At 75.0% G+C, this 23,265-nt stretch carries 21 protein-coding genes and 2 tRNA genes; 11 read left to right on the forward strand and 12 right to left on the reverse strand.

Going from position 1 to position 23,265, the window contains the following annotated elements; translation table 11 throughout:
- Positions 1 to 14 precede the first annotated feature (14 nt).
- From HUT16_RS18015 to HUT16_RS18045, 7 genes are all read left to right on the forward strand, one after another.
- Positions 15 to 332 carry an Lsr2 family protein gene (locus HUT16_RS18015; protein WP_033214256.1) on the forward strand — a complete coding sequence of 106 codons (318 nt, stop codon included), beginning with the start codon at positions 15 to 17 and terminating at the stop codon, positions 330 to 332.
- A gap of 163 nt (positions 333 to 495) precedes the next feature.
- Positions 496 to 568: transfer RNA gene (locus HUT16_RS18020), tRNA-Gly, on the forward strand.
- 44 nt (positions 569 to 612) lie between these two features.
- Positions 613 to 685: transfer RNA gene (locus HUT16_RS18025), tRNA-Gly, on the forward strand.
- 173 nt (positions 686 to 858) lie between these two features.
- Positions 859 to 1,857 carry an ABC transporter ATP-binding protein gene (locus HUT16_RS18030; protein ID WP_176189185.1) on the forward strand — a complete coding sequence of 333 codons (999 nt, stop codon included), beginning with the start codon at positions 859 to 861 and terminating at the stop codon, positions 1,855 to 1,857.
- Positions 1,854 to 2,666 carry an ABC transporter permease gene (locus HUT16_RS18035; RefSeq protein WP_176189186.1) on the forward strand — a complete coding sequence of 271 codons (813 nt, stop codon included), beginning with the start codon at positions 1,854 to 1,856 and terminating at the stop codon, positions 2,664 to 2,666. Before HUT16_RS18030 ends, HUT16_RS18035 begins: the two co-directional genes overlap by 4 nt.
- Positions 2,667 to 2,711: 45 nt before the next feature.
- Positions 2,712 to 3,953 (forward strand): sensor histidine kinase, encoded by a 1,242-nt coding sequence (locus HUT16_RS18040; protein ID WP_217712079.1) that lies wholly within the window; start codon positions 2,712 to 2,714, stop codon positions 3,951 to 3,953.
- Positions 3,950 to 4,564: a response regulator transcription factor gene (locus HUT16_RS18045; RefSeq protein ID WP_176189187.1), complete on the forward strand. Its 615-nt coding sequence runs from the start codon at positions 3,950 to 3,952 to the stop codon at positions 4,562 to 4,564. Before HUT16_RS18040 ends, HUT16_RS18045 begins: the two co-directional genes overlap by 4 nt.
- Positions 4,565 to 4,595: 31 nt before the next feature.
- Here the strand turns inward: HUT16_RS18045 and HUT16_RS18050 are convergent, their stop codons facing one another.
- The 4 genes from HUT16_RS18050 to purD all read right to left on the reverse strand — a co-directional run bounded on the left by HUT16_RS18050 (position 4,596) and on the right by purD (position 10,466).
- Entirely contained in the window at positions 4,596 to 5,495 is a 900-nt protein-coding gene (locus tag HUT16_RS18050; protein WP_176189188.1) for a phosphoribosylaminoimidazolesuccinocarboxamide synthase, read from the reverse strand.
- A gap of 58 nt (positions 5,496 to 5,553) precedes the next feature.
- Complete coding sequence (locus tag HUT16_RS18055) at positions 5,554 to 7,095, reverse strand: N,N-dimethylformamidase beta subunit family domain-containing protein (RefSeq protein ID WP_176189189.1); 1,542 nt, start codon at positions 7,093 to 7,095, stop codon at positions 5,554 to 5,556.
- 162 nt (positions 7,096 to 7,257) lie between these two features.
- On the reverse strand, positions 7,258 to 8,772 hold the full coding sequence (locus HUT16_RS18060; protein ID WP_176189190.1) for a hypothetical protein: 1,515 nt from the start codon (positions 8,770 to 8,772) through the stop codon (positions 7,258 to 7,260).
- Between the two features lie 449 nt (positions 8,773 to 9,221).
- The gene (gene purD, locus HUT16_RS18065) at positions 9,222 to 10,466 is read right to left on the reverse strand and encodes a phosphoribosylamine--glycine ligase (protein ID WP_176189191.1); all 1,245 of its coding nucleotides are present in this window, start codon (positions 10,464 to 10,466) and stop codon (positions 9,222 to 9,224) included.
- Between the two features lie 498 nt (positions 10,467 to 10,964).
- Here purD and HUT16_RS18070 point away from each other — a divergent pair, with 498 nt between their 5' ends.
- Entirely contained in the window at positions 10,965 to 11,735 is a 771-nt protein-coding gene (locus tag HUT16_RS18070; RefSeq protein ID WP_176192730.1) for an SLATT domain-containing protein, read from the forward strand.
- Positions 11,736 to 11,819: 84 nt separating this feature from the next.
- On the opposite strand, the gene HUT16_RS18075 is transcribed toward HUT16_RS18070, so the two are convergent.
- From HUT16_RS18075 to HUT16_RS18085, 3 genes are all read right to left on the reverse strand, one after another.
- Positions 11,820 to 12,467: a hypothetical protein gene (locus HUT16_RS18075; RefSeq protein WP_176189192.1), complete on the reverse strand. Its 648-nt coding sequence runs from the start codon at positions 12,465 to 12,467 to the stop codon at positions 11,820 to 11,822.
- A 44-nt stretch (positions 12,468 to 12,511) separates the two neighbouring features.
- Positions 12,512 to 13,414 carry a GntR family transcriptional regulator gene (locus HUT16_RS18080; protein WP_176189193.1) on the reverse strand — a complete coding sequence of 301 codons (903 nt, stop codon included), beginning with the start codon at positions 13,412 to 13,414 and terminating at the stop codon, positions 12,512 to 12,514.
- A gap of 170 nt (positions 13,415 to 13,584) precedes the next feature.
- The gene (locus HUT16_RS18085) at positions 13,585 to 14,382 is read right to left on the reverse strand and encodes a carbon-nitrogen family hydrolase (RefSeq protein ID WP_176189194.1); all 798 of its coding nucleotides are present in this window, start codon (positions 14,380 to 14,382) and stop codon (positions 13,585 to 13,587) included.
- Between the two features lie 158 nt (positions 14,383 to 14,540).
- Between HUT16_RS18085 and HUT16_RS18090 the strand changes: the two genes are divergently transcribed.
- The gene (locus HUT16_RS18090; protein WP_176189195.1) at positions 14,541 to 15,368 is read left to right on the forward strand and encodes a maleylpyruvate isomerase family mycothiol-dependent enzyme; all 828 of its coding nucleotides are present in this window, start codon (positions 14,541 to 14,543) and stop codon (positions 15,366 to 15,368) included.
- 19 nt (positions 15,369 to 15,387) lie between these two features.
- Here HUT16_RS18090 and HUT16_RS18095 read toward each other — a convergent pair whose 3' ends face one another.
- Both HUT16_RS18095 and HUT16_RS18100 read right to left on the reverse strand, forming a co-directional pair.
- A complete protein-coding gene (locus HUT16_RS18095) occupies positions 15,388 to 16,773 on the reverse strand; it encodes an MFS transporter (protein ID WP_176189196.1) in 1,386 nt (461 codons plus the stop codon).
- 64 nt (positions 16,774 to 16,837) lie between these two features.
- Positions 16,838 to 18,034 carry a M64 family metallopeptidase gene (locus HUT16_RS18100; protein WP_176189197.1) on the reverse strand — a complete coding sequence of 399 codons (1,197 nt, stop codon included), beginning with the start codon at positions 18,032 to 18,034 and terminating at the stop codon, positions 16,838 to 16,840.
- A gap of 293 nt (positions 18,035 to 18,327) precedes the next feature.
- Between HUT16_RS18100 and HUT16_RS18105 the strand changes: the two genes are divergently transcribed.
- Positions 18,328 to 18,591, forward strand: a complete 264-nt coding sequence (locus HUT16_RS18105) for a helix-turn-helix domain-containing protein (protein ID WP_176189198.1) — start codon at positions 18,328 to 18,330, stop codon at positions 18,589 to 18,591.
- A gap of 93 nt (positions 18,592 to 18,684) precedes the next feature.
- Here HUT16_RS18105 and HUT16_RS18110 read toward each other — a convergent pair whose 3' ends face one another.
- Genes HUT16_RS18110 through pdhA form a run of 3 tightly spaced genes read right to left on the reverse strand, consistent with a single transcriptional unit; the run spans position 18,685 to position 22,275 of the window.
- Positions 18,685 to 20,136 carry a dihydrolipoamide acetyltransferase family protein gene (locus tag HUT16_RS18110; protein WP_176189199.1) on the reverse strand — a complete coding sequence of 484 codons (1,452 nt, stop codon included), beginning with the start codon at positions 20,134 to 20,136 and terminating at the stop codon, positions 18,685 to 18,687.
- Between the two features lie 13 nt (positions 20,137 to 20,149).
- Positions 20,150 to 21,127: an alpha-ketoacid dehydrogenase subunit beta gene (locus tag HUT16_RS18115; protein ID WP_176192731.1), complete on the reverse strand. Its 978-nt coding sequence runs from the start codon at positions 21,125 to 21,127 to the stop codon at positions 20,150 to 20,152.
- Positions 21,124 to 22,275 (reverse strand): pyruvate dehydrogenase (acetyl-transferring) E1 component subunit alpha, encoded by a 1,152-nt coding sequence (pdhA, locus tag HUT16_RS18120; RefSeq protein ID WP_254897855.1) that lies wholly within the window; start codon positions 22,273 to 22,275, stop codon positions 21,124 to 21,126. The genes HUT16_RS18115 and pdhA overlap by 4 nt, the downstream gene beginning before the upstream one ends.
- A 312-nt stretch (positions 22,276 to 22,587) precedes the next feature.
- Between pdhA and HUT16_RS18125 the strand changes: the two genes are divergently transcribed.
- Entirely contained in the window at positions 22,588 to 23,247 is a 660-nt protein-coding gene (locus tag HUT16_RS18125) for a response regulator transcription factor (RefSeq protein WP_030457586.1), read from the forward strand.
- Positions 23,248 to 23,265: the final 18 nt, after the last annotated feature.

A 23,265-nucleotide genomic window follows, 5' to 3' on the forward strand; every position in this document is an offset into this window, starting at 1 on the left:
GAGGATTGACACCCATGGCTCAGCGTGTAGTCGTCACGCTCTCCGACGATCTGGACGGCGGCACCGCCGCGGAAACCGTTCACTTCGGCGTGGACGGGAAGTCGTACGAGATCGACCTGTCCGCCGACAACGCGGAAAAGCTCCGGGAGGCCCTCGCCCCGTTCGTCGCCGCCGGCCGCCGGCAGAGCCGCAGCGGAAAGTCCTTCCGCCGCACCGCCCTCACCCCGGACCCGGCCGCGGTGCGCGCCTGGGCCCAGTCGAACGGACACGAGCTGCCCGCCCGCGGCCGCATCCCGAAGCACGTGTACGAGGCGTTCGCCGAGAACAACTGACCGTCGCCACGGGCCCGTTGCGGGCCCGCCGGCCCTCCCCGGCCACGCCGCCGGGGAAGGCGCCGGAGAAGGGTGGGGCGAGCACGCCGATCGATGTTGTAGAGTATTTCTCGTCGCCGCAACCGGGGGAACCCGAGCGGGGCGGCCGGCGCCCAGGCGCCGTGCGGACGTGGCTCAGTTGGTAGAGCATCACCTTGCCAAGGTGAGGGTCGCGAGTTCGAATCTCGTCGTCCGCTCGCAGTCAGCGTGAACAGACTGGTGCAGTACAACTCCATATCCTGCGGACGTGGCTCAGTTGGTAGAGCATCACCTTGCCAAGGTGAGGGTCGCGAGTTCGAATCTCGTCGTCCGCTCGGTTCCGAAGGCCCCCCTCCACCGAGGGGGGCCTTCGGCGTTCCGTGCCCGCACCACGCCGCCCGGCCGGTCGGCACCGATGACATTTGTCACCGCCCACCCGTGCGCGCGCACCGGCGCCCGGTGACGGTCCGCACTACTGGCGGGCCCCGGCCGCCGGGAGGCTGGAGCCATGACCGACACCAGCCGTTCCCGCCCCGCCGTCGAGGCCCGCGGGCTGCACCGCCGCTACGGGCCGTCCGGCGCCGCCGGCTTCGAGGCCGTCCGCGGCCTGGACCTCGGCGTCGCCCCCGGTGAGCTGTTCGCCCTGCTGGGCACCAACGGCGCGGGCAAGACCTCCACCCTGGAGGTGCTGGAGGGCCTGGCCGGGCCCAGCGCCGGCGAGGTCCGGGTGCTCGGCCTCGACCCGCGCCGGGACCGGGCCGCGCTGCGGCCCCGGATCGGCATCATGCTCCAGGAGGGCGGCTTCCCCGGCGAGCTCACCCTGGCCGAGACCGGCCGCTGCTGGGCCGGCCTGACCACCGGCGCCCGGGCCGTCGACGAGGCGCTCGACCTGGTCGGCCTGCTGCCCCGGCGCTCGGTGCGGGTCAAGCAGCTGTCCGGCGGCGAGCGCCGCCGGCTCGACCTGGCGATGGCCCTGCTCGGCCGCCCCGAGGTGCTGTTCCTGGACGAGCCGTCCACCGGCCTGGACCCGGAGGCCCGCGCCGCGGTCTGGCGGCTGATCCGCGACCTGCGGACGGCCGGCACCACGGTGGTGCTCACCACGCACTACCTGGAGGAGGCCGAGGAGCTGGCCGACCGGCTGGCGATCATGCACCACGGCCGGGTGGTCACCGGCGGCACCGTCGCCGAGGTGCTGGCCGCGCACCCCGCCCGGATCGGCTTCGAACTGCCCGGGCGCACCGGCGAACCCGCCGCCCCCGCCCTGCCGCCGCTGCCCGGCACCAGCACCGAGCTCGACGGCCGCCGGGTGCTGCTGCGCACCCACGACCTCCAGGGCACGCTCACCGAGTTGCTCGGCTGGGCCGCCCGGCACCGGGTCGAACTGGCCCGGCTGGACGCCCGCAGTGCCTCGCTGGAGGAGGCCTTCCTGGCCGTCGCCGCGTCCCCGGCCGACCCGGCCTCCCCCGGCTCCCCCGCCGCCCCGTCGCAGATCGGACGTGCCGCATGAGCACCGCCGCCCCCGCCCCGACCCCGCTCTCCCGGCTGCTGGCCCTGGGCCGGGCCGAGGTCGTGCTGCTGCGCCGCAACCGCACCGCGGTGTTCCTGGCCCTGGTGCTGCCGTTCGCCCTGGTCGGCTCGCTCCGCTCGATCCTGCGGGCCGCCGCCGAGCACACCCCGGGCCTGGACGTGAACGGCAACCTGGTCACCAGCTCGATGGGCGTCGTCCTGCTGGTGGTCGTCTACACCAACCTGACCACCGCCTACACCGCCCGCCGCAACGAGCTGGTGCTGAAGCGGCTGCGCACCGGCGAGGCCGCCGACACCGAGGTGCTGCTCGGCACCGCCGTCCCCTCGATCGGGCTGGCGCTGCTCCAGTGCCTGCTGCTGGGCGTCGGCGGCCTCGCCCTGCTCGGCCTGCGCGCCCCCGCGAACCCGCTGCTGGTGCTGGCCGGACTGGCCCTGTCCGCGCTGCTGCTGACCGCCCTGGCCGCGCTGTCCAGCGCGGCCACCAAGACCGTCGAGACGGCCGGCATCACCACCCTCCCGCTGCTGCTGGCCGCCCAGTTCGGCTCCGGCCTGATGATCCCGCTGGAGTCCGTGCCGGACGCCGTGGCGAACGTCTGCCGCCTGCTCCCGACCACCCCCGCGTTCCAGCTGCTGCGCATCGGCTGGCTCGGCACCGACGGCACCGGCCCGTCCGAGGGCTTCGCCGGGACGTGGGGCCCGGCCGCACCGCCCCTGCTGCTGGCCGCCGCCTGGGCCGCCGCCGCGGCCTGGGCCGCCCGCCGCTGGTTCCGCTGGGAACCGCGCCGCTAGATTCGTCCGACGATCGTCGAGGAACGGGGGGGCCGAACGGTGCGGGTGAGCAGGCCACGACCGGTCCGCCGCTGGCGGGCGCTGTCCAAGCCGCAGCGCAACGAGCTGTACGTGCGCTGGTCGCTGTACGCGGTGGCGCTGATGCAGCCGGTGGTGACGTTCGGCATGGTGGCCGGGAGCTTCGGCCGGGGCGAGGTGGGGGGCGCGGCCCTGGCGGTGGGCGCGGTCGGCTCCCCGGCGGCGGCGGCGCTGAACGCGGTGCTGGTCCGCAACGGACTGGCCGCCTACCTGGGCCGGCGGCCCCGCCCCCGCGGCTGGGCGGGGGCGGCGGGCGCGGTGTCGGTGGGCGTCTCGGTGGCGGTGCTGCTGCTCGGTCCGCCGGCGGAGTCGGAGGGCGCCTCGTTCCCGCTGACGGTCGCGATCCTGACCATGACCTTCTGGATCGCCACCACCGCGGTCGCGCTCCCGGCCCCGGAGACGGCCGCGGCCGCCGTGGCGGGCCTGCTGCTGCTCGCGCTGCCGCTGCTGCTGACGGGCGCCTCCCCCGGGTCGGTGGCCGGGATGTCGACGGGCTGCCTGATCGGGTCGGCGATCGCCGCCTGCACCGCCCGCGGCTCGGCCTGGAACGCCAAGGTGGTCTGGGACCTGGACGCCGCCCGGGAGACCCAGGCCCGCCTGGCGGTCGCCGAGGAGCGGCTGCGCTTCTCCCGCGACCTGCACGACGTGCTGGGCCGCAACCTGGCCACCATCGCGCTGAAGAGCGAGCTGGCCGTGCAGCTGGCCCGCCGCGGCCGGCCGGAGGCGGTCGACCAGATGACCGAGGTGCAGCGGATCGCCCAGGACTCGCAGCGCGAGGTGCGCGAGGTGGTGCGCGGCTACCGCACCGTCGAGCTGCACACCGAACTGACCGGCGCCGCCTCGGTGCTGCGCGCCGCGAACGTGGACTGCCGCACCGAGCTGTCCGGCGCGGACGGCCTGCCCGCCGGGGCCCAGTCGGTGCTGGGCTGGGTGGTGCGGGAGGCCGCGACCAACGTGCTGCGGCACTCGGAGGCCGCGAACTGCCGGTTCCGGCTGCGGGTCTCGGGCGGCACCGCGCTGCTGGAGGTGGAGAACGACGGCGTGCCCGCCGTGCCGCCGCCGCGCGCGGAGGGCTCCGGCAACGGCCTGCGCGGCCTGGGCGAGCGGCTGGCCGCGCACGGCGGCACCCTGAGCACGGCCGGCAGCGGCCCCGGGCGGTTCCGACTGACCGCCGAACTACCGATCGACACTGTGGAGTTCAAGAGATGACCGACCCGGTGCGGGTACTGCTCGCGGACGACGAGCACCTGATCCGCGGCGCCCTGGCCGCGCTGCTGGCGCTGGAGGACGACCTGACGGTGGTCGCCGAGGCGGCCTCCGGGCCGGAGGCGCTGGCGATGGCCGCCGCGCACCGCCCGGACGTGGCGGTGCTGGACCTCCAGATGCCGGGCCTGGACGGCCTGGAGGTGGCGGCCGAGCTGCGCCACCGGCTGCCGGAGTGCCGGGTGATGATCGTGACCGGGCACGGCCGCCCGGGCTACCTGAAGCGGGCGCTGGAGGTCGGGGTGCGCGGCTTCCTGCCCAAGACGGTCTCCGCCTCCGACCTGGCCGGCATCATCCGCACCGTCCGGGCCGGCGGCCGCTACGTGGACCCGGAGCTGGCCGCGGAGGCGATCAGCGCGGGCGACTCCCCGCTGACGCCGCGCGAGACGGACGTGCTGGAGCTGGCCGCGGACGGCTCGTCGGTCGCCGAGATCGCCGAACGGGCCGCCCTCTCGCCGGGCACCGTCCGCAACTACCTGTCCTCGGCGGCGGGCAAGCTCGGCGCGGAGAACCGCCACGCGGCGGTCCGGATCGCCCGCGAGCACGGCTGGCTGTGAGGCGGGCCCCACAGCCGGCCGTGACGGGGCGTCACTTCCAGGTGAGGCCGGTGAGCTTCTCGTACGCGTCGATGTAGCGCTGCCGGGTGTGGGCGACCACCTCGTCGGGCAGCCGCGGCGGCGGGTTCTCGCTCTTGCGGTCCCAGCCGGAGGCGGGCGAGGTCAGCCAGTCGCGGATGATCTGCTTGTCGAAGGACGGCTGGTCGTGGCCGGGCTCCCACGCGTCGGCGGGCCAGAAGCGCGAGGAGTCGGGGGTGAGCACCTCGTCGCCGATGACCAGTTCGCCGTCCAGCAGGCCGAACTCGAACTTGGTGTCGGCCAGGATCAGGCCGCGCTCGCGGGCGATGTCCCGGGCCCGGGAGTACACCGCGAGGGTGGTCTGCCGCAGGGTGGCGGCGAGTTCGACGCCGACCCGGCGGGCGGTCTCCTCGTAGGGGACGTTCTCGTCGTGCTCGCCGACCTCGGCCTTGAGCGCCGGGGTGTAGATCGGGCCGGGCAGCTCGGAGCCGTTGTCCAGGCCCTCGGGCAGCCCGACGCCGCACACCGTGCGGGAGACCCGGTACTCCTCCAGGCCGGAGCCGGCCAGGTAGCCGCGGGCCACGCACTCCACCGGCACCATGTCGAGGCTGCGGCAGACCAGGGTGCGCCCGGCCCAGTCCGCGGGGGCGCCCGCGGGCAGCTCGGTGGAGATCACGTGGTTGGGGACGATGTCGGCGATCCGCTCGAACCACCACAGCGAGAGCTGGGTGAGGATCCGGCCCTTGTCGGGGATCTCGTTGGGCAGCACCCAGTCGTACGCGGACGTCCGGTCGCTGGCCACCATCACCAGGTTCCCGTCGGCGTCCCGGTACAGGTCGCGCACCTTGCCGGTGTGCAGGTGGACCAGGCCGGGCACCTGGACCGGCTCGGGCTTGGTGACGAATCCGCTCACGCTCAGTCAGTCCTCACAGCTGGGGGGCTCTGCGACCGAGTCTTTCACGCCCGCGCGCTCAGTCGCCGGTGCGCCCCTCCTTGCACAGGTGGTCCAGCAGGTTGGCGGTGGCGCGCTGGATCCGCTCGTCGGTGTGCCCGGGCCGGTCCAGCGCGGGCGACCAGGCGAACGTCCCGGCGGCGAACACGTACGCGCCGCTGGGCGCCCGGTACAGCGAGGTCTCCTGGTGGGTGGCCCGCCCGGCCGCGTCCCGGTACGGGGAGTGCGCGAGCAGCACCCGCTCGGTGTGCGCGGGCAGTTGGACCTTCGGGTAGTAGCGGTCGGCCTCCCCGGCGACCAGGCCGGGCAGTTCGTCGCCGTCCGCCAGCCCGGTGCCCTGCCACAGCCAGTGCCCGGTGTTGCGGGCCACCAGCGGCACCGGCGCGGGCACGCCGCCCGCGTACTGGATGCCCAGCAGGTGCTGCTCGGGCTCCCCGGCGTCCCGCCACAGCGCGGAGGCCGCGCCCGGCACCCCGGCGGCGGGGTGGTCGGGGGTGACCCGCTGGCGCTTGCGGCAGTTCAGCAGCCGGGACGGCTCGCCGTCGGCGCCCGCGGACAGCTCGACCCGCCAGTACACGCTGTTGGCGGACAGGAACACCAGCGAGGTGCCGCCGTCCCGGGCCCGCTCGGCGGCCCGCCGCATCGGCTCCGACCAGTACTCGTCGTGCCCGGGGAAGACCAGCGCCTTGTAGCGGGAGGCGTCCACCAGCCCGGCGTGCAGGTCGGTCGCGGTGGCGTAGCCCAGGTCGTAGCCGTAGCGCTCGGCCCAGCGGATGAAGTCGTAGGCGTGCCCGACGTGCAGCGGCAGCCCGGCCCCGGCGTGCGGCCGGTCGAAGGAGACCGTGACGGCGGCCTCGCCCTCCCCCACCAGGTGCCCGGCCCCGTCCCAGGCGTGGTACAGGCTGGCGCCCAGGTGCCCGTCCTCGGGGAACAGGTTGTACGCCTGCCAGGTGACGTCCGGCAGCACCAGCAGCAGGTCCGCCGGGGCGAAGTCCCGCACGGTGAACGGGATGTGGCTGCGGTGCCCGCCGTCGGCGGTGGTCAGCACGGCGACGTACGCGCCGGAGCGCCAGTCGGACGGGACCTGGAGCCGCCAGGACAGCCACCAGTGGTGGCAGGAGACGGTGCGGTCGGCGACCATCGGCGCGGGCTGGGCCAGGCCGGAGATCAGCGGGCTGGAGTACACCTGCCGGGCGCCGTCCCCGGCGTCGTGGCCGATCCGGTAGACGTCGACCTGGAACTCCTGCGGCGGGTTGACCGTCACCCGGAAGTCCACCGAGCCGCCGGGGCGGGCCACGCCCGCCGAGGCGAAGCCCTTGATCTGCCGGCGCACGTCGTCCGCGTTGCGCGGGCCGCTGACCGCCGGGCGCGGCCGGGCCGAGCCGTCGACCGGGCGCTGGCCGGGCGCGTCCACGCTCACGTACCAGGGGACCACGCCCTCGCCGTCCGCCAGGTAGTGGTCCGGGCTGCGCAGCCACGGCAGCGGGCCCTGCCCGAACGGGTCGGACACCCCGTGCGCCAGCGTGCCGGACTCCCACCGGCGGTTGGACTCCGTCCCCACGCGCCCCTCCCCACCCTTCGCCCATCCACCGAGGGTTGGCAATTGCCATGCGGATGTGCGTGCCGACCAGCACACCACAGTTGGTCGGCGAAGCGTCACCCCACCGTAGCAATTGGTACGGATGAAACCGGCTTCCCCCGGACGGTCCGAAACCGTCCCGGTTCAGCCCGAAAGTCGCACCGGTCGCTCCACCCTGATCCCGGCCCGTTCCAGCCATCCGCGCAGCGGACCGTCCTGCCCGTCCTCGACCGCCATCGCCACCGCGGGCGCCAGCTCGCCCCGGGGGGCGGCCGCGCAGAGCAGCACCGGGCCGTCCAGCCAGTCCAGCCCCGGAGCGGCGGTGCCGGCGTCCACCGCGGCGCAGCAGACGGTGGCGGTGAGGTGCTCGACCAGCAGGTCGCGGCCGCTGCGCACGGGGGGCAGCGGGGGCGCGACCTCGGCGGCGCGCGCCACCTGGCCGGCCAGCGCGGCGGCCAGCTCCTCCGCCTCGCCGGCCGCCAGCCGGGCCAGCAGCCGGTCCAGCGCCGGGCCGGTGTGCACGCGGTCGTCGCCGAGCGCGGCCTGCAGCGCGGCGGCTTGGGCCCGCCAGCCCCGGTCGACCACCAGCCGCGGGTAGTCCTCCCAGTCCAGCTGCTGCCAGCCCTCGGCGGGCTCCTCGTGCAGCAGTTCGGCGGCCAGCCGGGAGACCCGGGTGTCGACCAGGCCCGGCTCCTCCAGCAGGTCGCAGGCGGGGCGGTCGCCGAGCCGGTTCTCGTAGCCGTCGGCGAGCCGGTCCCGGCGGGAGAGCTCGGTCAGCGCGGAGACCACGCCGGCGTTCAGGTGCGCGGGGTGCAGGCCGAGCCGCCAGGCGGGCAGCGCGACCCGGGTGAGCAGCCGGTCCCAGCCCGCGTAGGCCAGGCCGACCTGGGCCTGGGCGGCGATCCGCGGTCCGTAGTCGACCGCCCTGGCCTGCTCGGAGGACCAGGCGGCGACGGCGTGCTCCAGCTCCGCGGAGTGCTCCCGGCAGGCGCCCAGCAGCCGGCGGTCGACCAGGCCGACCAGGGCGGCGGGGCCGCGCCGGCGCTCGCCCAGCGAGGCGTCCAGGGTGCGCACCCAGCGGCGGGCGGCGGCGATGTCCGGGTCGGCGGCCGCGGCGCCGCCGGCCACCACCGGGGCCAGCAGGGCGCACAGCTCGCCGGCCCGCATCCACCACAGGAAGGGGGAGCCGATCACCAGCACCGGCGCGGCGGGGGCCGCCCCGCGGCCGGTCGCTCCCGTCCGCCGGCCCGGCGGGCGGTGCGGCTCCTCCAGCCAGCTGTCGCAGTCCGGGGTGAGCGCGATCGCGGCGGGCGCCGGCACGTCGAGGCGCTCGGCGAGCTCCTCGATCAGCCGGTACAGCTCCGGCGCGTCGGCCCGGGCCAGCGGCACCGCCGGGATGACCGGCGGGACGGCCCGCCGGTGCGCCCGGCCCACCAGGGCGGCCAGCGCCAGGGTGAGCGCGGCGACCGCGCAGACCGCCCACCGGACGCCGTCCCAGAGCGGGGCGTCCGGCGACCCGGGGGCGCCTATGTGTCCGGTGAACCGCCCGGCCAGCAGCACCGCCGCGCAGGCGGCGGGCAGCGCGGCGGTGGCCACGGCCCGTCCGCGCAGACGCAGGACGGCCTGGGCTCGTGCGCGTGCGGTGTCCACTGCAGCCATCGCCGCGGCACCCCCTTCGCAGCCGACTCGACTCGATCAATTCCGGTACGGGAAGCGGCGGATGCCGAACCCGGTGGTACGACTCGCGTGGCGCTCTCCTGCCAGTCTCGACGCCGCGGTGCGGGCGGGTGTTCCGGAACTCCGGCGATTCCACCCGTCCTGGTGACACCGCGGCAGGGCGCGCCACCGCTCCCAGCATCCCCCCGGCGCGCCGGGGCGACGAGCCGCGTCCGCGCCCGGGCCCCCGCCCCGGCGCGATGCAGCGCACCCTAAGGCCCCCGCTCGCGCCCCGTCAGCAGGATGCCCGGCCCATCACCCGAAGGGCTGGTTTTCCGGTGCCCGCGCTGACCGCCGCGACCTCGGGAAACGCCGCGGGGCGCTGCGTCCGGACGGGTCGGTCCGGGCACGGCGCCCCGCGGGAGCGATCTGCTACTGCACGGCCACCGCGCCTACTGCGCGGCCTTGGCCGCGATGTCGGTGCGGTGCTGGGCGCCCTTGAAGGAGATCTCCGCGACGCCCGCGTAGGCCCTGGCCCGGGCCTCGGCGAGGTCCGCGCCGACGGCGGTGACGGACAGCACCCGGCCGCCCGCGGTCAGCACCTCGCCGTCCGGGCCGGCCTTGGTGCCGGCGTGCAGCACGAAGGCGGTGCCGTCGGCCTCCGCCGCCTCCAGGCCCTCGATCGGGTCGCCGGTGCGCGGGTTCGCCGGGTAGCCCTCGGAGGCCATCACCACGGTGACCGCGGCCTCGTCGGACCAGCGCAGCGGCTCCAGCCCGCCGAGCGTGCCGTCGGCGGCGGCCAGCAGCACGCCGGCCAGCGGAGTGCGCAGCCGGGCCAGCACGACCTGGGTCTCCGGGTCGCCGAAGCGGGCGTTGAACTCGATCACCCGGGTGCCGCGCGAGGTCAGCGCCAGGCCCGCGTACAGCAGGCCGGAGAACGGGGTGCCGCGGTGGCGCAGCTCGTCCACGGTCGGCTGCAGGACGCTCTCCAGCACCTCGGCGACCAGGCCCTCGGGGGCCCAGGGCAGCGGCGAGTAGGCGCCCATGCCGCCGGTGTTGGGGCCCTGGTCGCCGTCCAGCGCGCGCTTGAAGTCCTGCGCGGGGACGAGCGGGAGCACGGTGGTGCCGTCGGTGATCGCGAACAGCGACACCTCGGGGCCGTCCAGGTACTCCTCGATGACGATCCGGTCGCAGGCCGCGGCGTGCTCCAGCGCGGCGGCGCGGTCCTCGGTGACCACGACGCCCTTGCCGGCCGCCAGGCCGTCGTCCTTCACCACGTACGGGGCGCCGAACGCGTCCAGCGCCGCGGCGGCCTCCTGCTCGGTGGTGCAGACGTAGGAGCGCGCGGTGGGGACGCCGGCCGCGGCCATCACGTCCTTGGCGAAGGCCTTGGAGCCCTCCAGCTGCGCGGCCTCCCGGCCGGGGCCGAAGACCGGGATGCCGGCCGCCCGCAGCGGCTCGGCGACGCCGGCCACCAGCGGGGCCTCCGGGCCGACGACCACCAGGTCGGCACCCAGTTCCTGGGCGAGCGCGGTGACCGCGGCGCCGTCCAGCTGGTCGACCGGGTGCAGGGCGGCGACCCGCGCGATCCCGGCGTTGCCCGGGGCGCAGTGCAGCTCGGTGACGGCGGGATCTTGGGACAGTGAGCGGCACAGGGCGTGTTCGCGGGCGCCGGTTCCGATGACGAGGACCTTCACGCCTGCCAAGCCTAGTCGGTGGCCGGTTCCGCACCGTCGGCGGCTCCGTCGCGAGCTCCCGCTCCGGCGGCCCGCGCGCCGCCCGGATTCGCAGGAAGACACCGGAGGTTCCCCGAACAGCCGTGCCGTCACACCGGCGACCCGGCCCGGCCTCGCTCGGACGGGTGAAATCCGGCCACCCGCCGCAACCCTCCCACCTCGGCTTCCGGAGGTGAAATCACATAACGATCACTGCGGAAGCGCCCCCACGGTCAGCCATTTGGCGGTAAGAAGTGCTGTTGGACCAGGACCCGGCGGCACGCCGGGCACGGCACCATGGGCGGCTGCGGCCCGCGCTCGGCGCCACGGGTCCGTCCCGCCGTACCACGAACCGCCAGTTCCACGAGCCGACGGCCCGACCCCCCGGGACGCTCGGACTCCGTACCGTTCGGTCCCGGTGCCCGCCGGGCCTCCGCAGTCACCCCGCCACAGGGAGCGCCACAGGTGAGCCAGCCGGAAATGCAGCCCGAGGAGAGCCCCTGGGGCAAGGAGGTCGCCGACGACGACCAGTCCGTCCCGGGCGCCGGCGGACGGACGCCGACCCGCCGGCGCGCGGACCTGAGCGCGCGCCAGTTCCCGCTCGGGGACTGGGGCGAGCCCGCCGAACGGCTGGAGGAGCTCTACCGCTGGTCGGAGGAGCGCGCCGTCGAGGCGATCGACTGGTACCGCCGGGACCGGGTCTGGAAGCGCCGCTGGGCCCGCCTGCTGCGCTTCTCCGCCGCGGTCTTCACCGTGGGCGGCGTCACCGCCCCGCTGGTCTCGCTGACCGACCGGCTGCCGCACGCGATGGAGTGGGGCTACACCGGCCTCGCCCTGGCCGCCGCCGCGCTGCTCGCCGACCGCGCCTTCGGGCTCACCTCCGGCTGGATGCGCGACGTCTCCACCTCGCAGGCCCTGCAGCGCCGGCTGGAGGCCTTCCAGTTCGACTGGGCCTCCGAGTGCGTCCGGGAGGTCCTCGGCCCCACCGAGGGCACCGCGGGCGAGGCCGCCGAGCGCTGCCTCGGCGTGCTGCGCCGCTTCTGCGAGGACGTCTCCGACATGGTCCGCACCGAGACCTCCGAGTGGATGCTGGAGTTCCGCGCGGGCATGAGCCAGCTGCCCACCCAGGGCCCGGGCGCCTGGGGCGGCCGCAGCGAGGGCGGCTCCGGCGCCCAGGTCCGCGTCCTGCCCCCGCCGGGCACCCGCCCCACCATGCCGCGCCAGCGCCCGCCGGAGGGCCCGCTGCGCTAGACCGGGGCGGACGGCGGGCCGGGCGGACGGCGGGCCGGGCGGGCCCGGGCCAGGCTCCGGCTCCGGCTCCGGCTCCGGCTCCGGCTAGGCGAAGACGACCATCGAGCCCTGGGTGACGCTGCGGGTCGCCGCCGTGTAGAGCCCGGCCCAGGCGTGGCGCTCCCGCGCGTAGGGGTGCAGGTCGTCGATCGGCGGCCCGAACGTCTGCTCCAGCTGGGTGGGCCCCAGCGGGCGGGTGGGCATCGGGGGGTCGAGCGGGTCGATCCCCAACAGCGGGGCGACGGCCTGGAGTTCGCGCAGCAGCCCGTACGAGGAGCCCAACGGGCCGCCCGCGGCCAGGAGTTCGTCGGCGACCAGCGGAGCCTGGAATTCCACCGGCAGGTACGCCCCGGCGTGGTCGAAGTGCCAGACCAGGTGGGACTGTTCGGCGGTGCTCTCGAACATCTCCAGCAGCTGTTCGTAGTCGCTGCCGAGCGCGTCCACCGGTGTCACCTCGAACCCGGTGAGCCCCAACAGGTAGGCGCGGCGCAGGAAGTGCAGCGAGTCGTAGTCGAACGCGGCTATCGCCTCGACGTCCCCGGAGAAGCCCGGCACGTACGGGTGGACCGGGACGGGCGGCAGCCCGTGCTGGGCGAGCACCGCGTCGTAGCGGTCGAGGTCCTCGCGGAACGGGTTCTCGGGGCTGTGGGAGAGCACGTCCACGAGCGGGACGAGCCAGAGGTCGCAGGCCATGGGCCGGCTCATCCTCTCGGGTGGCGGGGCAACGGGCCCCAACCCTACCGGCCCGCGGCGGGCTCGCCGCTGCCCGGTCGGAACGGCCGGGCGAAGCGGCCGGGGGGCACGAAGCGCGGCATCGGCACCCGGCCCAACCCGACGGCCCCGGCGGCCGGTTGGGGGACGATCGCGGGCGGCTGCGCCACCGTCGCGACGGTGGCCGGGCCGACCGGCTCGCGCAGCAGCCGGAGCACCGCGACGCCGTCGAGGGGCCGGCCGAGCCGCCGGGCGAGCAGCTCGACGGTGAACAGGTTGTACTCGTTGACGACCCGGTGCGCCCCGTACCGGTCGCGGGCCTCGATCCGGTCGACCAGCTCGTTGTGCCGGTCCCAGCAGATGCCCGCCAGGTCGCCGCCGACGGCCCGCAGGTGCGGGGCGGCGAACATCCAGGACTGGATCCGCAGCCAGCCGAGGTAGTCGGCGATCCGGTCGTTGCCCAGCAGCGCGGCGGCCTCCTGCCAGAACCGCAGGTCGCAGCCGACCAGGACGTCGAGCTGGCCGGCCCGGGCGGCCCGGGCGGCCGCGTCGGCCCGGCGGCGCAGCGAGGGCAGCCGGGACCAGTCGTAGTCCTGCAGCCCGCGGTCGGCCAGGTGGCGCAGCGCGTTGTCGGTGAGCAGGGTGCGGGCCTCGAAGATCTCCAGGAAGTCCTCCCAGCTGAACTCCGGGACGGTGAAGCCGCGGTGCGGTTCGCTGACCAGCAGCCCCTGGGCGGCCAGGTCGACCATCGCCTCCCGGGCGGGGGTGGCCGAGACGCCGTAGACGTCGGCGATCTCCTTGACGGTGAAGTTGCGCCCGGCCGGGAGCCGGCCGGCCATCATCTCCTCGCGCAGGGCGTCGGCGATCTGTTCGCGGAGGCTGTTGCGCCGGATCAGGGCGCGTCCGTCCCCGGTTCCCGCAGCGCTCATCGCCGCCCCCTCTCCGTGCCGCGCCCTCACGCGGCCGGGACCCGGCCCACAAAACGCGCACAGAGTACCCCGGAATGGTCAATCCGGACCAAGGGCACGGAAAAATTCCGCGCCCTCGCCGTCGGACCGGCGCCCCCGGCGCCGCACGGGGGTGGCAGGGCCGCCCGGGGTCAGCGCTGCACGGGGGCGGGGATGCCGAGCAGCCGGTCCCGGTGGACCGGGAAGTCGGCCCGGCACCGGGCGACCTCGGCCGGGTCGAAGTCGACGGTGAGCACCTGCTCGTCCGGCCCGGCCTCGGCCAGCACCCGGCCCCAGGGGTCGACCACGATGCTGCGACCGGCCTGCTCGACCCCGCCGTGGGTGCCGGCGGTGTTGCAGGCGAGCACGAGGGCCTGCTCCTCGACGGCGCGGGCCCGGGCCAGCAGGTTCCAGTGCTCGGCCCGGCGGGCGGGCCAGGCGGCCGGGACGACCAGCAGTTCGGCGCCGCCGTCCAGCAGGGCCCGGAACAGCTCGGGGAAGCGCAGGTCGTAGCAGGTGGCCAGGCCCAGCACGGCGAAACCGGCGTCGGCGGTGACGATCTCCTGGCCGGCGCCCATCGCGACCGCCTCGCCGCTGTCGAAGCCGAAGCGGTGGATCTTGCGGTAGGTGCGGACGAGTTCGCCGTCGGGGGCGAACAGCAGCGAGGTGTTGTAGATCGGGCCGTCCGGGTCCCGCTCGACGATCGAACCGGCGTGCAGCCAGCAGCCCACGGCCCGCGCGGCGGCGGCCATCGCCTCGGCGGTGGGGCCGTCCAGCGGTTCGGCGCCGCCCGCCCAGGCGTCGTACGCGAAGCCGCCGACCGGCCACAGCTCGGGCAGCACCACCAGGTCGGCGCCGTCCTGGGCGCGGACCAGGGCCGCGGCCCTGGCCCGCCGCTCGGCGGCCGGTTCGGCGTCCGACACGGCGAGTTGGATCAATGAAGCGCGCACAGTACCACCGTCCACGGCAAGAGTCCTACGATCGTCACCCGAAAGCGCTGCCCTGCTCTCACCCGGCAGCGTAACGTGCCCTATGCGCGTCCGTGCGAGGTCTCGGCAGCCCGGGCGACGTGGGACGACGCAAGCCGACGGAGGGGCCGGAGATACCCGTGACGGACAACCAGACGGTGCAGGCGTACACCGACGCGTGGACGCAGTCGATCGAGTCCATATCCGAGCTGCTCGCCCCGCTGCCGACCGACGCGTGGAACCGGGCCACCGAGTGCCCCGGCTGGTCGGTGCGGGACGTGGTCTCGCACATCATCGGCGTCGAGTCCGAGCTGCTCGGCGACCCGCGGCCGATCCACGCCCTCCCGCGCGACCTGCGGCACGTGACGAACGAGTTCACCCGGTACATGGAGCTGCCGGTCGACAAGCGCCGCTGCTGGACGCCGGTGGAGGTCACCAGCGAGCTGGAGTACACGGTGATCCGCCGCTCCCGGGCGCTGCGCAACGCCAAGCACGGCCCGGACGACCCGGTGCGCTGGCCGGCCGGCCCGCTCGCCCGGGACGTCCCGTACGCGACGCTGCTGCGGCTGCGCGCCTTCGACGTCTGGGTGCACGAGCAGGACCTGCGCCGTGCGCTCCAGGTGCCCGGCAACCTGGACTCCCCGGCCGCGGTGGTGACCAGGGACCTGCTGATCGACTCGCTGCCCAGGCAGGTCGCCAAGGAGGCGGGCGCGCCGATCGGCGCCACCGTGGCCTTCGACGTCGCGGGCGCGCTGCCGTTCCACCGCACGGTGCGGATCGGCGCGGACGGCCGGGGCACCGTGGACGACTCGGTGGTGCTGGCCCCCGAGGTGCGGCTGTCGATGGACTGGCAGACCTTCGTCCGGCTGTGCTGCGGCCGGGTCCGCCCGGAGACCGCGATCGTCAACGTGATCGGCGACCAGGAGCTGGGCGGCCGGGTGCTCGCCCACCTGGTGAGCACCCCCTGAACCGCCGGGGCCCGGCGCCCTACCGGTCCAGCTTGCGGCGCAGCCGCAGGATCATCGCCGTCCCGAGCAGCAGCGGCAGCAACTGGAAGCAGAACGCCACCTGGTAGGCGTGCGCGCCGTAGCCGTCGCTGCCCGGGTCGGCCAGCGCGTCCAGCAGGACGCCGATGCCGAGCAGCGTGATCATCGAGCCGATGAAGCCGCCCATGTTGGCGATGCCGGAGGCGGTGCCCATCCGCTCGGCGGGGTTGTACGCGCGGGCGTAGTCCAGGCCGATCAGCGAGGCCGGGCCGTTGCTGCCCATCACCAGCATCAGCACCACCAGCAGCCAGAGCGGCGGGTGCCCGTCCGGCCAGGCCAGCGCGGCCGTCCAGCACAGCGCGGTGACGGCGAGCACGGTGAAGGCGATCGGCAGCCGGGAGGCGGCCGTGCGGGAGACCAGCCGGCCGAACAGCAGGCCGAAGGCCATGCCGCTGAGCACCAGCAGGCTGAGCATCCCGCCCGCCCCGGCCCGGGACATGCCCTGCCCCTCGACCAGGTAGGGCAGCCCCCACAGCAGGCCGAACGCGGAGGCCGGGAACGCCGTGGTGAAGTGCACCCACATCCCGAGCCGGGTGCCGGGCTCGGACCAGGCGGCCCGGATCTGCTGCCCGACCGGCAGCCGCGGGCTCTCGTGCCGCACCGGCGCCGGCGCGCCCGGCGGGGCCTCCCTGAGCAGCACCAGCACGACGACGAAGACCGGCACGCCGGTCAGCGCGATCGTGCCGAAGGTGGCGCTCCACCCGGCGGCGTGCAGCGCCTGGGCGAGCACCACGGTGGTGACCAGGTTGCCGCCGGTGCCGATCAGGCCGGTGAGCTGGACGACGAACGGGTTGCGGGCGGCCGGGAACCAGCGGGCGGCGACCCGCAGCACGCTGATGAAGGTCATCGCGTCGCCGCAGCCGAGCACCGCGCGGGAGGCCAGCGCGGGCGCGAACGCGGTGGAGAAGGCGAACGCCAGCTGCCCGGCGCTCATCAGCGCCACGCCCAGCAGCAGCACCCGGCGCGGGCCGATCCGGTCGACCAGCAGGCCGACCGGGACCTGCATCCCGGCGTACACCAGGACCTGGAGGATCGAGAAGGTGGACAGGGCGGAGGCGCCGATGCCGAACCGGGCGGAGGCGTCCAGCCCGGCCACGCCGAGGCTGGTGCGGTGCACCACGGCGAGGACGTAGACGGCGACGCCGAGCGACCAGGCGAACCAGGCGGCGCGGCCGCCCGGCGGGTGGAAGGCCGCCGCGGCCGGGGCGGGGGCCGGTCCGGGAGCGGCGGTGGCGGGGGCCGGGGCGGCGACGGGGGTGTCGGCCGGGCGGCGGGGAGCGGGTGCGGACAGGGGGGACGGGGCGGTCGGGGCGGGGTCCACGCTCATAGTGGGACCAGGCTAGTCATCCCATGACCTGACCTTTCGGCCGGGGTGGCCGGAACGTCCGGTTTCAGCCGGTCAGCGTCCAGTTCACCGTCCGGGTCATGTACTGCTCGCGGAACGCCTCGTCGCGCACCCAGTCGGTGGTGTCCTGGACGGTCGCCGTGACGGTGTGCCGGCCGCCCGGCTCCAGCGCCAGCGCCCCGGTGTCCAGCCAGGTGCCGTCCGCGCTGCTCGCCTCCACCGGCCGCCCGTCCAGCGTCCAGCTGATCCGCAGCTGCCGCGGGCCGGTCAGCGCCAGCGGCCGCACGTGCAGCCGGGGCCGCCCGTCGACCTGCCCGGCCGCCGGCTCGGGCTCGTCGGCGGGCTTCACCCGGCGGTACAGCTGCTCGATGATCGCCTCCCGGGAGGGCAGGTTGTACGCGCTGCCCAGGGTCCGCATCACCGAGTCGGCGGTCGGCCGGTACAGGCCGTTGGCGCTGCGGTAGGCGCCGATCACGCCGTCGCCGTCCGGCGACTCGGCGCCCAGCCAGCGCCACCACTTGGTCTTCTGGCGCAGCATCTCGTCGGCGTCCACCGTGGACAGGTTCGGGTAGTCCGGGTCGTTCGGCGCCGAGTCGTACTCGTCGCCCAGGGTGCCGACGGTGTGGCCGATCTCGTGCTGGATGATCCGCCCGGCGTCCGGGCTGCCGCCGGCCAGCGTGGTCACCCCGGTGCCGCCCGCGCCGCCGTACTCGGTGGAGTTGGCCAGCGCGATCAGGTACTGCGGGCCGTCGCCCTGCCCGGCCCAGCGGGCGGTGGCCTGCTCGTCCGCGCACAGCAGGCGGGCGGTGCCCTCGCACCAGAAGCGCATCCCGAGCGGGGTGGCGGTGGCCTTCCCGGCGCTCTCGGTCTCGGCGATCCCGGCCACCGGGGAGACCACGTCCACCCGCCGTATGTTGAAGAACCCCTGGTAGGTGCGGAACGGCTCGATCTCCAGCAGCGCCCGCCAGGCCCGGTCCGCCTGGTCGTGGAACAGCTGCTGCTGGGCGGCGGTGTAGCCGTCGCCCAGCAGCACCAGGGTGATCCGGTTGGACGCCGCGCCGGTCAGCCGCAGGTCCACCGAGGGTGCGCCGGGGGCCCGCAGGTCGGGGTGGCCGACGGGCCGCGCGATCCGCTCGGGGCCGGGCGGCGGCCCTATCGCGGTCGAGGGCGCGGGCGAGGCCAGCTCCACCACGGCGGGCAGCACGGCGGCGGCCACCAGGAGCAGGGCGGCCGCCGAACGCATCACGGGTCCGGGAGCACCAGTCGGCATACGCGGGGGTCCTCGCTGCGACGGCCGCCCGGCCTGGCTGCGCGGGCGGCTTGGTCGCACACACGTACCCGTCGCGGCCCGGCGCCGGGCCGGGTCGGCGCGAAACTCCCTCGGGCGGCCCAATGCCGGACCCGGCCGGGTGATTTCCGCTAGGCCGTCGCCGGAATTCCCAATTCCGAATCGAAGCACCGGAGTTGGAAAGCCGACCGGCCGCCCGCCGGACGGGATACGCTGCCGAACGGGGGAACGACAGGGGGGACGAGGCCGTGGAAACCAGGCGGGGGACCGACCCGCGCGAAACGTTCGGGTGCGCACTGCGCGCCCACCGCAGGGACGCCAGGCTGACCCAGCGGGAACTGGCCGCGAAGGCCGGGCTCGGCGTCCGCACCCTGTCCGACCTGGAGCGCGGCGTGGCCGGCCCGCGCCCGGCCACCGCCGCCCTGCTGTCCGCGGCGCTCGGCCTCGGCGTCCCGGCCTCGGCGGACTTCCACGCGCTGGCCCGGGACAGCTGGCACTCCGCCCGCGCCTGACACCGGGCCCGGCGCCCCCGGCGTGGCCGGCCCGCGCAACGCCGCAGGGCCCCGCTCCGGCGTGCGGAACGGGGCCCTGCGGGGCGGGGCCGGTCAGCCCCAGGTGATCAGGCGCTTCGGGTACTCCAGGATCGCGGCGGTGTCCGCCAGCACCTTGGAGCCCAGCTCGCCGTCGACCAGCCGGTGGTCGAAGGAGAGCGCCAGCGTGGTGACCTGGCGGGGCACCACCTTGCCCTTGTGCACCCAGGGCAGCTCCCGGACGGCACCGAAGGCCAGGATCGCCGCCTCGCCCGGGTTGAGGATCGGGGTGCCGGTGTCGACGCCGAACACGCCGACGTTGGTGATGGTGATGGTGCCGCCCGACATGTCCGCCGGAGCGGTCCTGCCCTGCCGCGCGGTCTCCACCAACTCGCCCAGGGCGACCGCCAGTTGGGAGAGGGTGCGGGAGCCGGCGTCCTTGACGTTCGGGACGATCAGGCCGCGCGGGGTGGCCGCGGCGATGCCGAGGTTGACCGCGCCCCGGATGACGATCTCCTGGGCCGCCTCGTCCCAGCTGGCGTTGATCTCCGGGTGCCGCTTGACGGCGGTGAGCAGCGCCTTGGCGACCAGCAGCAGCGGGCTGACCCGCACCCCGGCGCCGAGCTCGCCGCTCTCCTTGAGCTTGCGCACCAGCTTCATCGTCCGGGTCACGTCGACCTGGACGAACTCGGTGACGTGCGGCGCGGTGAACGCGGAGGCCACCATCGCCTGCGCGGTGGCCTTGCGCACGCCCTTGACCGGCACCCGGACGTCCCCGGCCGCGTTCGGCACCGGCAGCACCGGCGCCGGCTCGGCCGCCGCCACCGGGGCGGGGGCGGTGGCGGGGGCGGCCACCGGCTCGACGACCGCCTCGGCGGCGGTGCTCGCCGCGGCGTGCACGTCCTCGCGGGTGATCACGCCGTTCGGGCCGGTCGGCACCACGGAGCGCAGGTCGATCCCGAGGTCCTTGGCGAGCTTGCGCACCGGCGGCTTGGCCAGCGGACGCTCCCCCGCCGCGACGGGCACGGCCGGCGCGGGCGCGACCGGCGCCGGGGCGGGAGCGGGCGCGGCCGGAGCGGGCGCGGCCACCGGAACGGCCACCGGCGCGGGCGCGGCGGCCGTCCCGGTGGTGCGCCGGGCCCGGCGCTGCGCCGAGCCGGTGCGCGGACCGTAGCCGACCAGCACCTCGCGCCGCTCCGGCTCCGCCTCGGCGGGCGCCTCGGCGGCGGGGGCAGCGGCAGGAGCGGCGGGCGCGCCCGCGGGCGCGGCGCCCGCGACGGCCACCGCGATGATCGAGGTGCCGACGTCGACGGTGGCGCCCGCCGGGAAGTGCAGCGCCTCGACCACGCCGGTGAACGGGATCGGCAGCTCGACGGCGGCCTTGGCGGTCTCCACCTCGCAGACCACCTGCCCGTCGGTGACGGCGTCGCCCGGCTTGACGTACCAGGTGAGGATCTCGGCCTCGGTCAGGCCCTCGCCCACGTCGGGCATCTTGAACTCGCGGAGCGAGCGAACGTCAGTGGTCATCTCAGCCCCCTGTTCAGAACGCGAGCGCGCGGTCGACGGCGTCGAGCACGCGGTCCAGGTCGGGGAGGTAGGCCTCCTCGACCCGCGACGGCGGGTAGGGGGCGTGGTAGCCGCCGACCCGCAGGACCGGCGCCTCCAGGTGGTAGAAGCAGCGCTCGGTGAGCCGGGCCGCGAGCTCCGCGCCCAGACCCAGGAAGACCGGGGCCTCGTGCACGACGACGGCGCGGCCGGTGCGCTTGACCGACTCCTCCAGGGTGGCGAAGTCGATCGGCGACATCGAGCGCAGGTCGACGACCTCCAGCCGGCGGCCGTCCTCCTCGGCGGCCTGCGCGGCCTCCTGGCAGACCTTGACCATCGGGCCGTAGGCGATCAGCGTGGCGTCGGTGCCGGGCCGGACGATCCGCGCCGCGTGCAGCGGCAGCATCGGGTCCTCGCCGACCTCGCCCTTGTCCCAGTAGCGGCGCTTGGGCTCCAGGAAGACCACCGGGTCGTCCGACTCGATGGCCTGGCGCAGCATCCAGTGCGCGTCGTGCGCGTTGGACGGGCTGACCACCCGCAGGCCGGCGGTGTGCGCGAAGTACGCCTCGTGCGACTCGCTGTGGTGCTCGACCGCGCCGATGCCGCCGCCGTACGGGATGCGCACGGTGATCGGCATCTTGACGTGGCCGAGCGCGCGGGCGTGCATCTTGGCGAGCTGGGAGACGATCTGGTCGAAGGCCGGGTAGACGAAGCCGTCGAACTGGATCTCCACCACCGGGCGGTAGCCGCGCAGCGCGAGGCCGATCGCGGTGCCGACGATGCCGGACTCGGCGAGCGGGGTGTCGATCACCCGGTCGTCGCCGAAGTCCTTCTGCAGGCCGTCGGTGATCCGGAAGACGCCGCCGAGCTTGCCGATGTCCTCGCCCATCAGGACGGTCTTCGGGTCGTTCTCCAGCGACTTGCGCAGGGCGTCGTTGAGCGCCTTGGCGATGCTGAGCTGGCCGGCCATCAGTGGTGCTCCCCACCCTCGAAGGAGGCGGCGTACGCCTCGTACTCGGCGCGTTCCTCGTCCACCAGCGGGTGCGGCTCGCTGTAGACGTGGTCGAAGACCAGGGTCGGGTCGGGGTCGGGCATCGACCGGACGCCCTCGCGGACCCGCAGGCCGAGCTGCTCGCTCTCGGCCTCGACCCCGGCGAAGAACGCCTCGTCGGCGAGGCCCTCCTTCTCCAGGTGCGCCTTCAGCCGCAGGATCGGGTCCTTGGCCTTCCAGGACTCGGTCTCCTCGGACTGCCGGTAGCGGGTCGGGTCGTCGGAGGTGGTGTGCGCGCCCATCCGGTAGGTGAACGCCTCGACCAGCACCGGGCCCTGGCCGCTGCGGGCGTGGTCGAGCGCCCAGCGGGTGACCGCGAGGCAGGCCAGCACGTCGTTGCCGTCGACCCGGACGCCGGGGAAGCCGAAGCCGGAGGCGCGGCGGTACAGCGGGATGCGGGTCTGCACGGTGGTGGGCTCGGAGATCGCCCACTGGTTGTTCTGGCAGAAGAACACCACCGGCGCGTTGTAGACCGAGGCGAAGGTGAAGGCCTCGTTGACGTCGCCCTGGCTGGAGGCGCCGTCGCCGAAGTAGGCGACCACCGCGTCGTCCGCGCCGTCCTTGGTGATGCCCATCGCGTACCCGGTGGCGTGCAGGGTCTGCGAGCCGATCACGATGGTGTAGAGGTGGAAGTTCTTCTCGTTCGGGTCCCAGCCGCCGTGGTTCACGCCGCGGAACATGCCGAGCAGGTTCAGCGGGTCCACGTCGCGGCACCAGGCCACGCCGTGCTCGCGGTAGGTGGGGAAGGCGTAGTCGCCGGTGCGCATCGCGCGCCCGGAGCCGACCTGGGCCGCCTCCTGGCCCAACAGCGAGGCCCACAGGCCCAGTTCGCCCTGTCGCTGGAGCGAGGTCGCCTCGGCGTCGAAGCGCCGCACCAGGACCAGGTCCCGGTAGAGCGAGCGCAGCTCCTCCGGCGTCACGGTGAGCGGGAACTCCGGGTGCTCGACCCGGTCGCCCTCCGGGGTCAGCAGCTGGACGAGCTCCGGCTCGGCGCCGATGCCGGCCCGGGCGGGGTCGGGGACGCCGGGGGCTGCCTTCTTGCGCGCCCTCGACGTGCTTTTGACGGTCACGTTCACTCCTCGGTCTGTCCGGCCGCCCGGGGTCGCCGGTGGCCGGTCCGGTCGCCTCCCCGGCCCGTGCGCGTGGGTGTGCGCACCAGTGCGGGCAGGCGGTGTTCCCTTTCCGACGGCGTCCCTCACGAGAACGTTACCCAGCGACGCCCTTTGGCGCGCTTGCGCTAGGACGTCCTAGTTGTTCTCCGGTGGGGAAACCGACGGTGTGACGCGGCTTACCCGTTCCGGTCAGGACACCAGCGCACGGTATCCGGGCACGGGCCGCTGCGATAGGGGGTAACCGGCATCGATTTGTGCGACGCTTTGCAAATGACGGATAACGGACATATCAGGGTGTTTCTCCTCGATGATCACGAAGTGGTCCGCCGCGGCGTGCACGACCTGCTCTCCATGGAGGGCGACATCGAGGTGGTGGGCGAGGCCGGGACGGCCGCCGAGGCGCTCAACCGCATTCCGGCCGTCCACCCGGACGTGGCGGTGCTCGACGTCCGGCTCCCCGACGGGAACGGCGTCGAAGTGTGCCGCGAGATCCGCTCCCAGGACCCCTCGGTGAAATGCCTGATGCTCACTTCCTTCTCCGACGACGAGGCGCTGTTCGACTCGATCATGGCGGGGGCCTCCGGATATGTCCTGAAAGCGATCCGCGGAACCGACCTGCTCTCCGCGGTGCGCGACGTCGCGGCCGGCAAATCCCTGCTCGACCCGGTGGCCACCAGCCGCGTACTGGCCCGGCTGCGCGACGGGGGCGAGAAGGAGGACGAGCGGATCGCGCAGTTGACGAAGCAGGAGCGCCGGATCCTCGATCTGATCGGCGAGGGGATGACCAACCGGCAGATCGGCAACGAGCTGCACCTGGCCGAGAAGACGGTGAAGAACTACGTCAGCAGCCTGCTGGCCAAGATGGGCATGGAGCGCCGCACCCAGGCCGCCGCCTACGTGGCCCGCCGCCAGGCCGACCAGCAGCACTGAGCACATTCGCACACGCTG

It is taken from the genome of Kitasatospora sp. NA04385 (assembly GCF_013364235.1).
In the GTDB taxonomy this organism is placed as follows: domain Bacteria; phylum Actinomycetota; class Actinomycetes; order Streptomycetales; family Streptomycetaceae; genus Kitasatospora.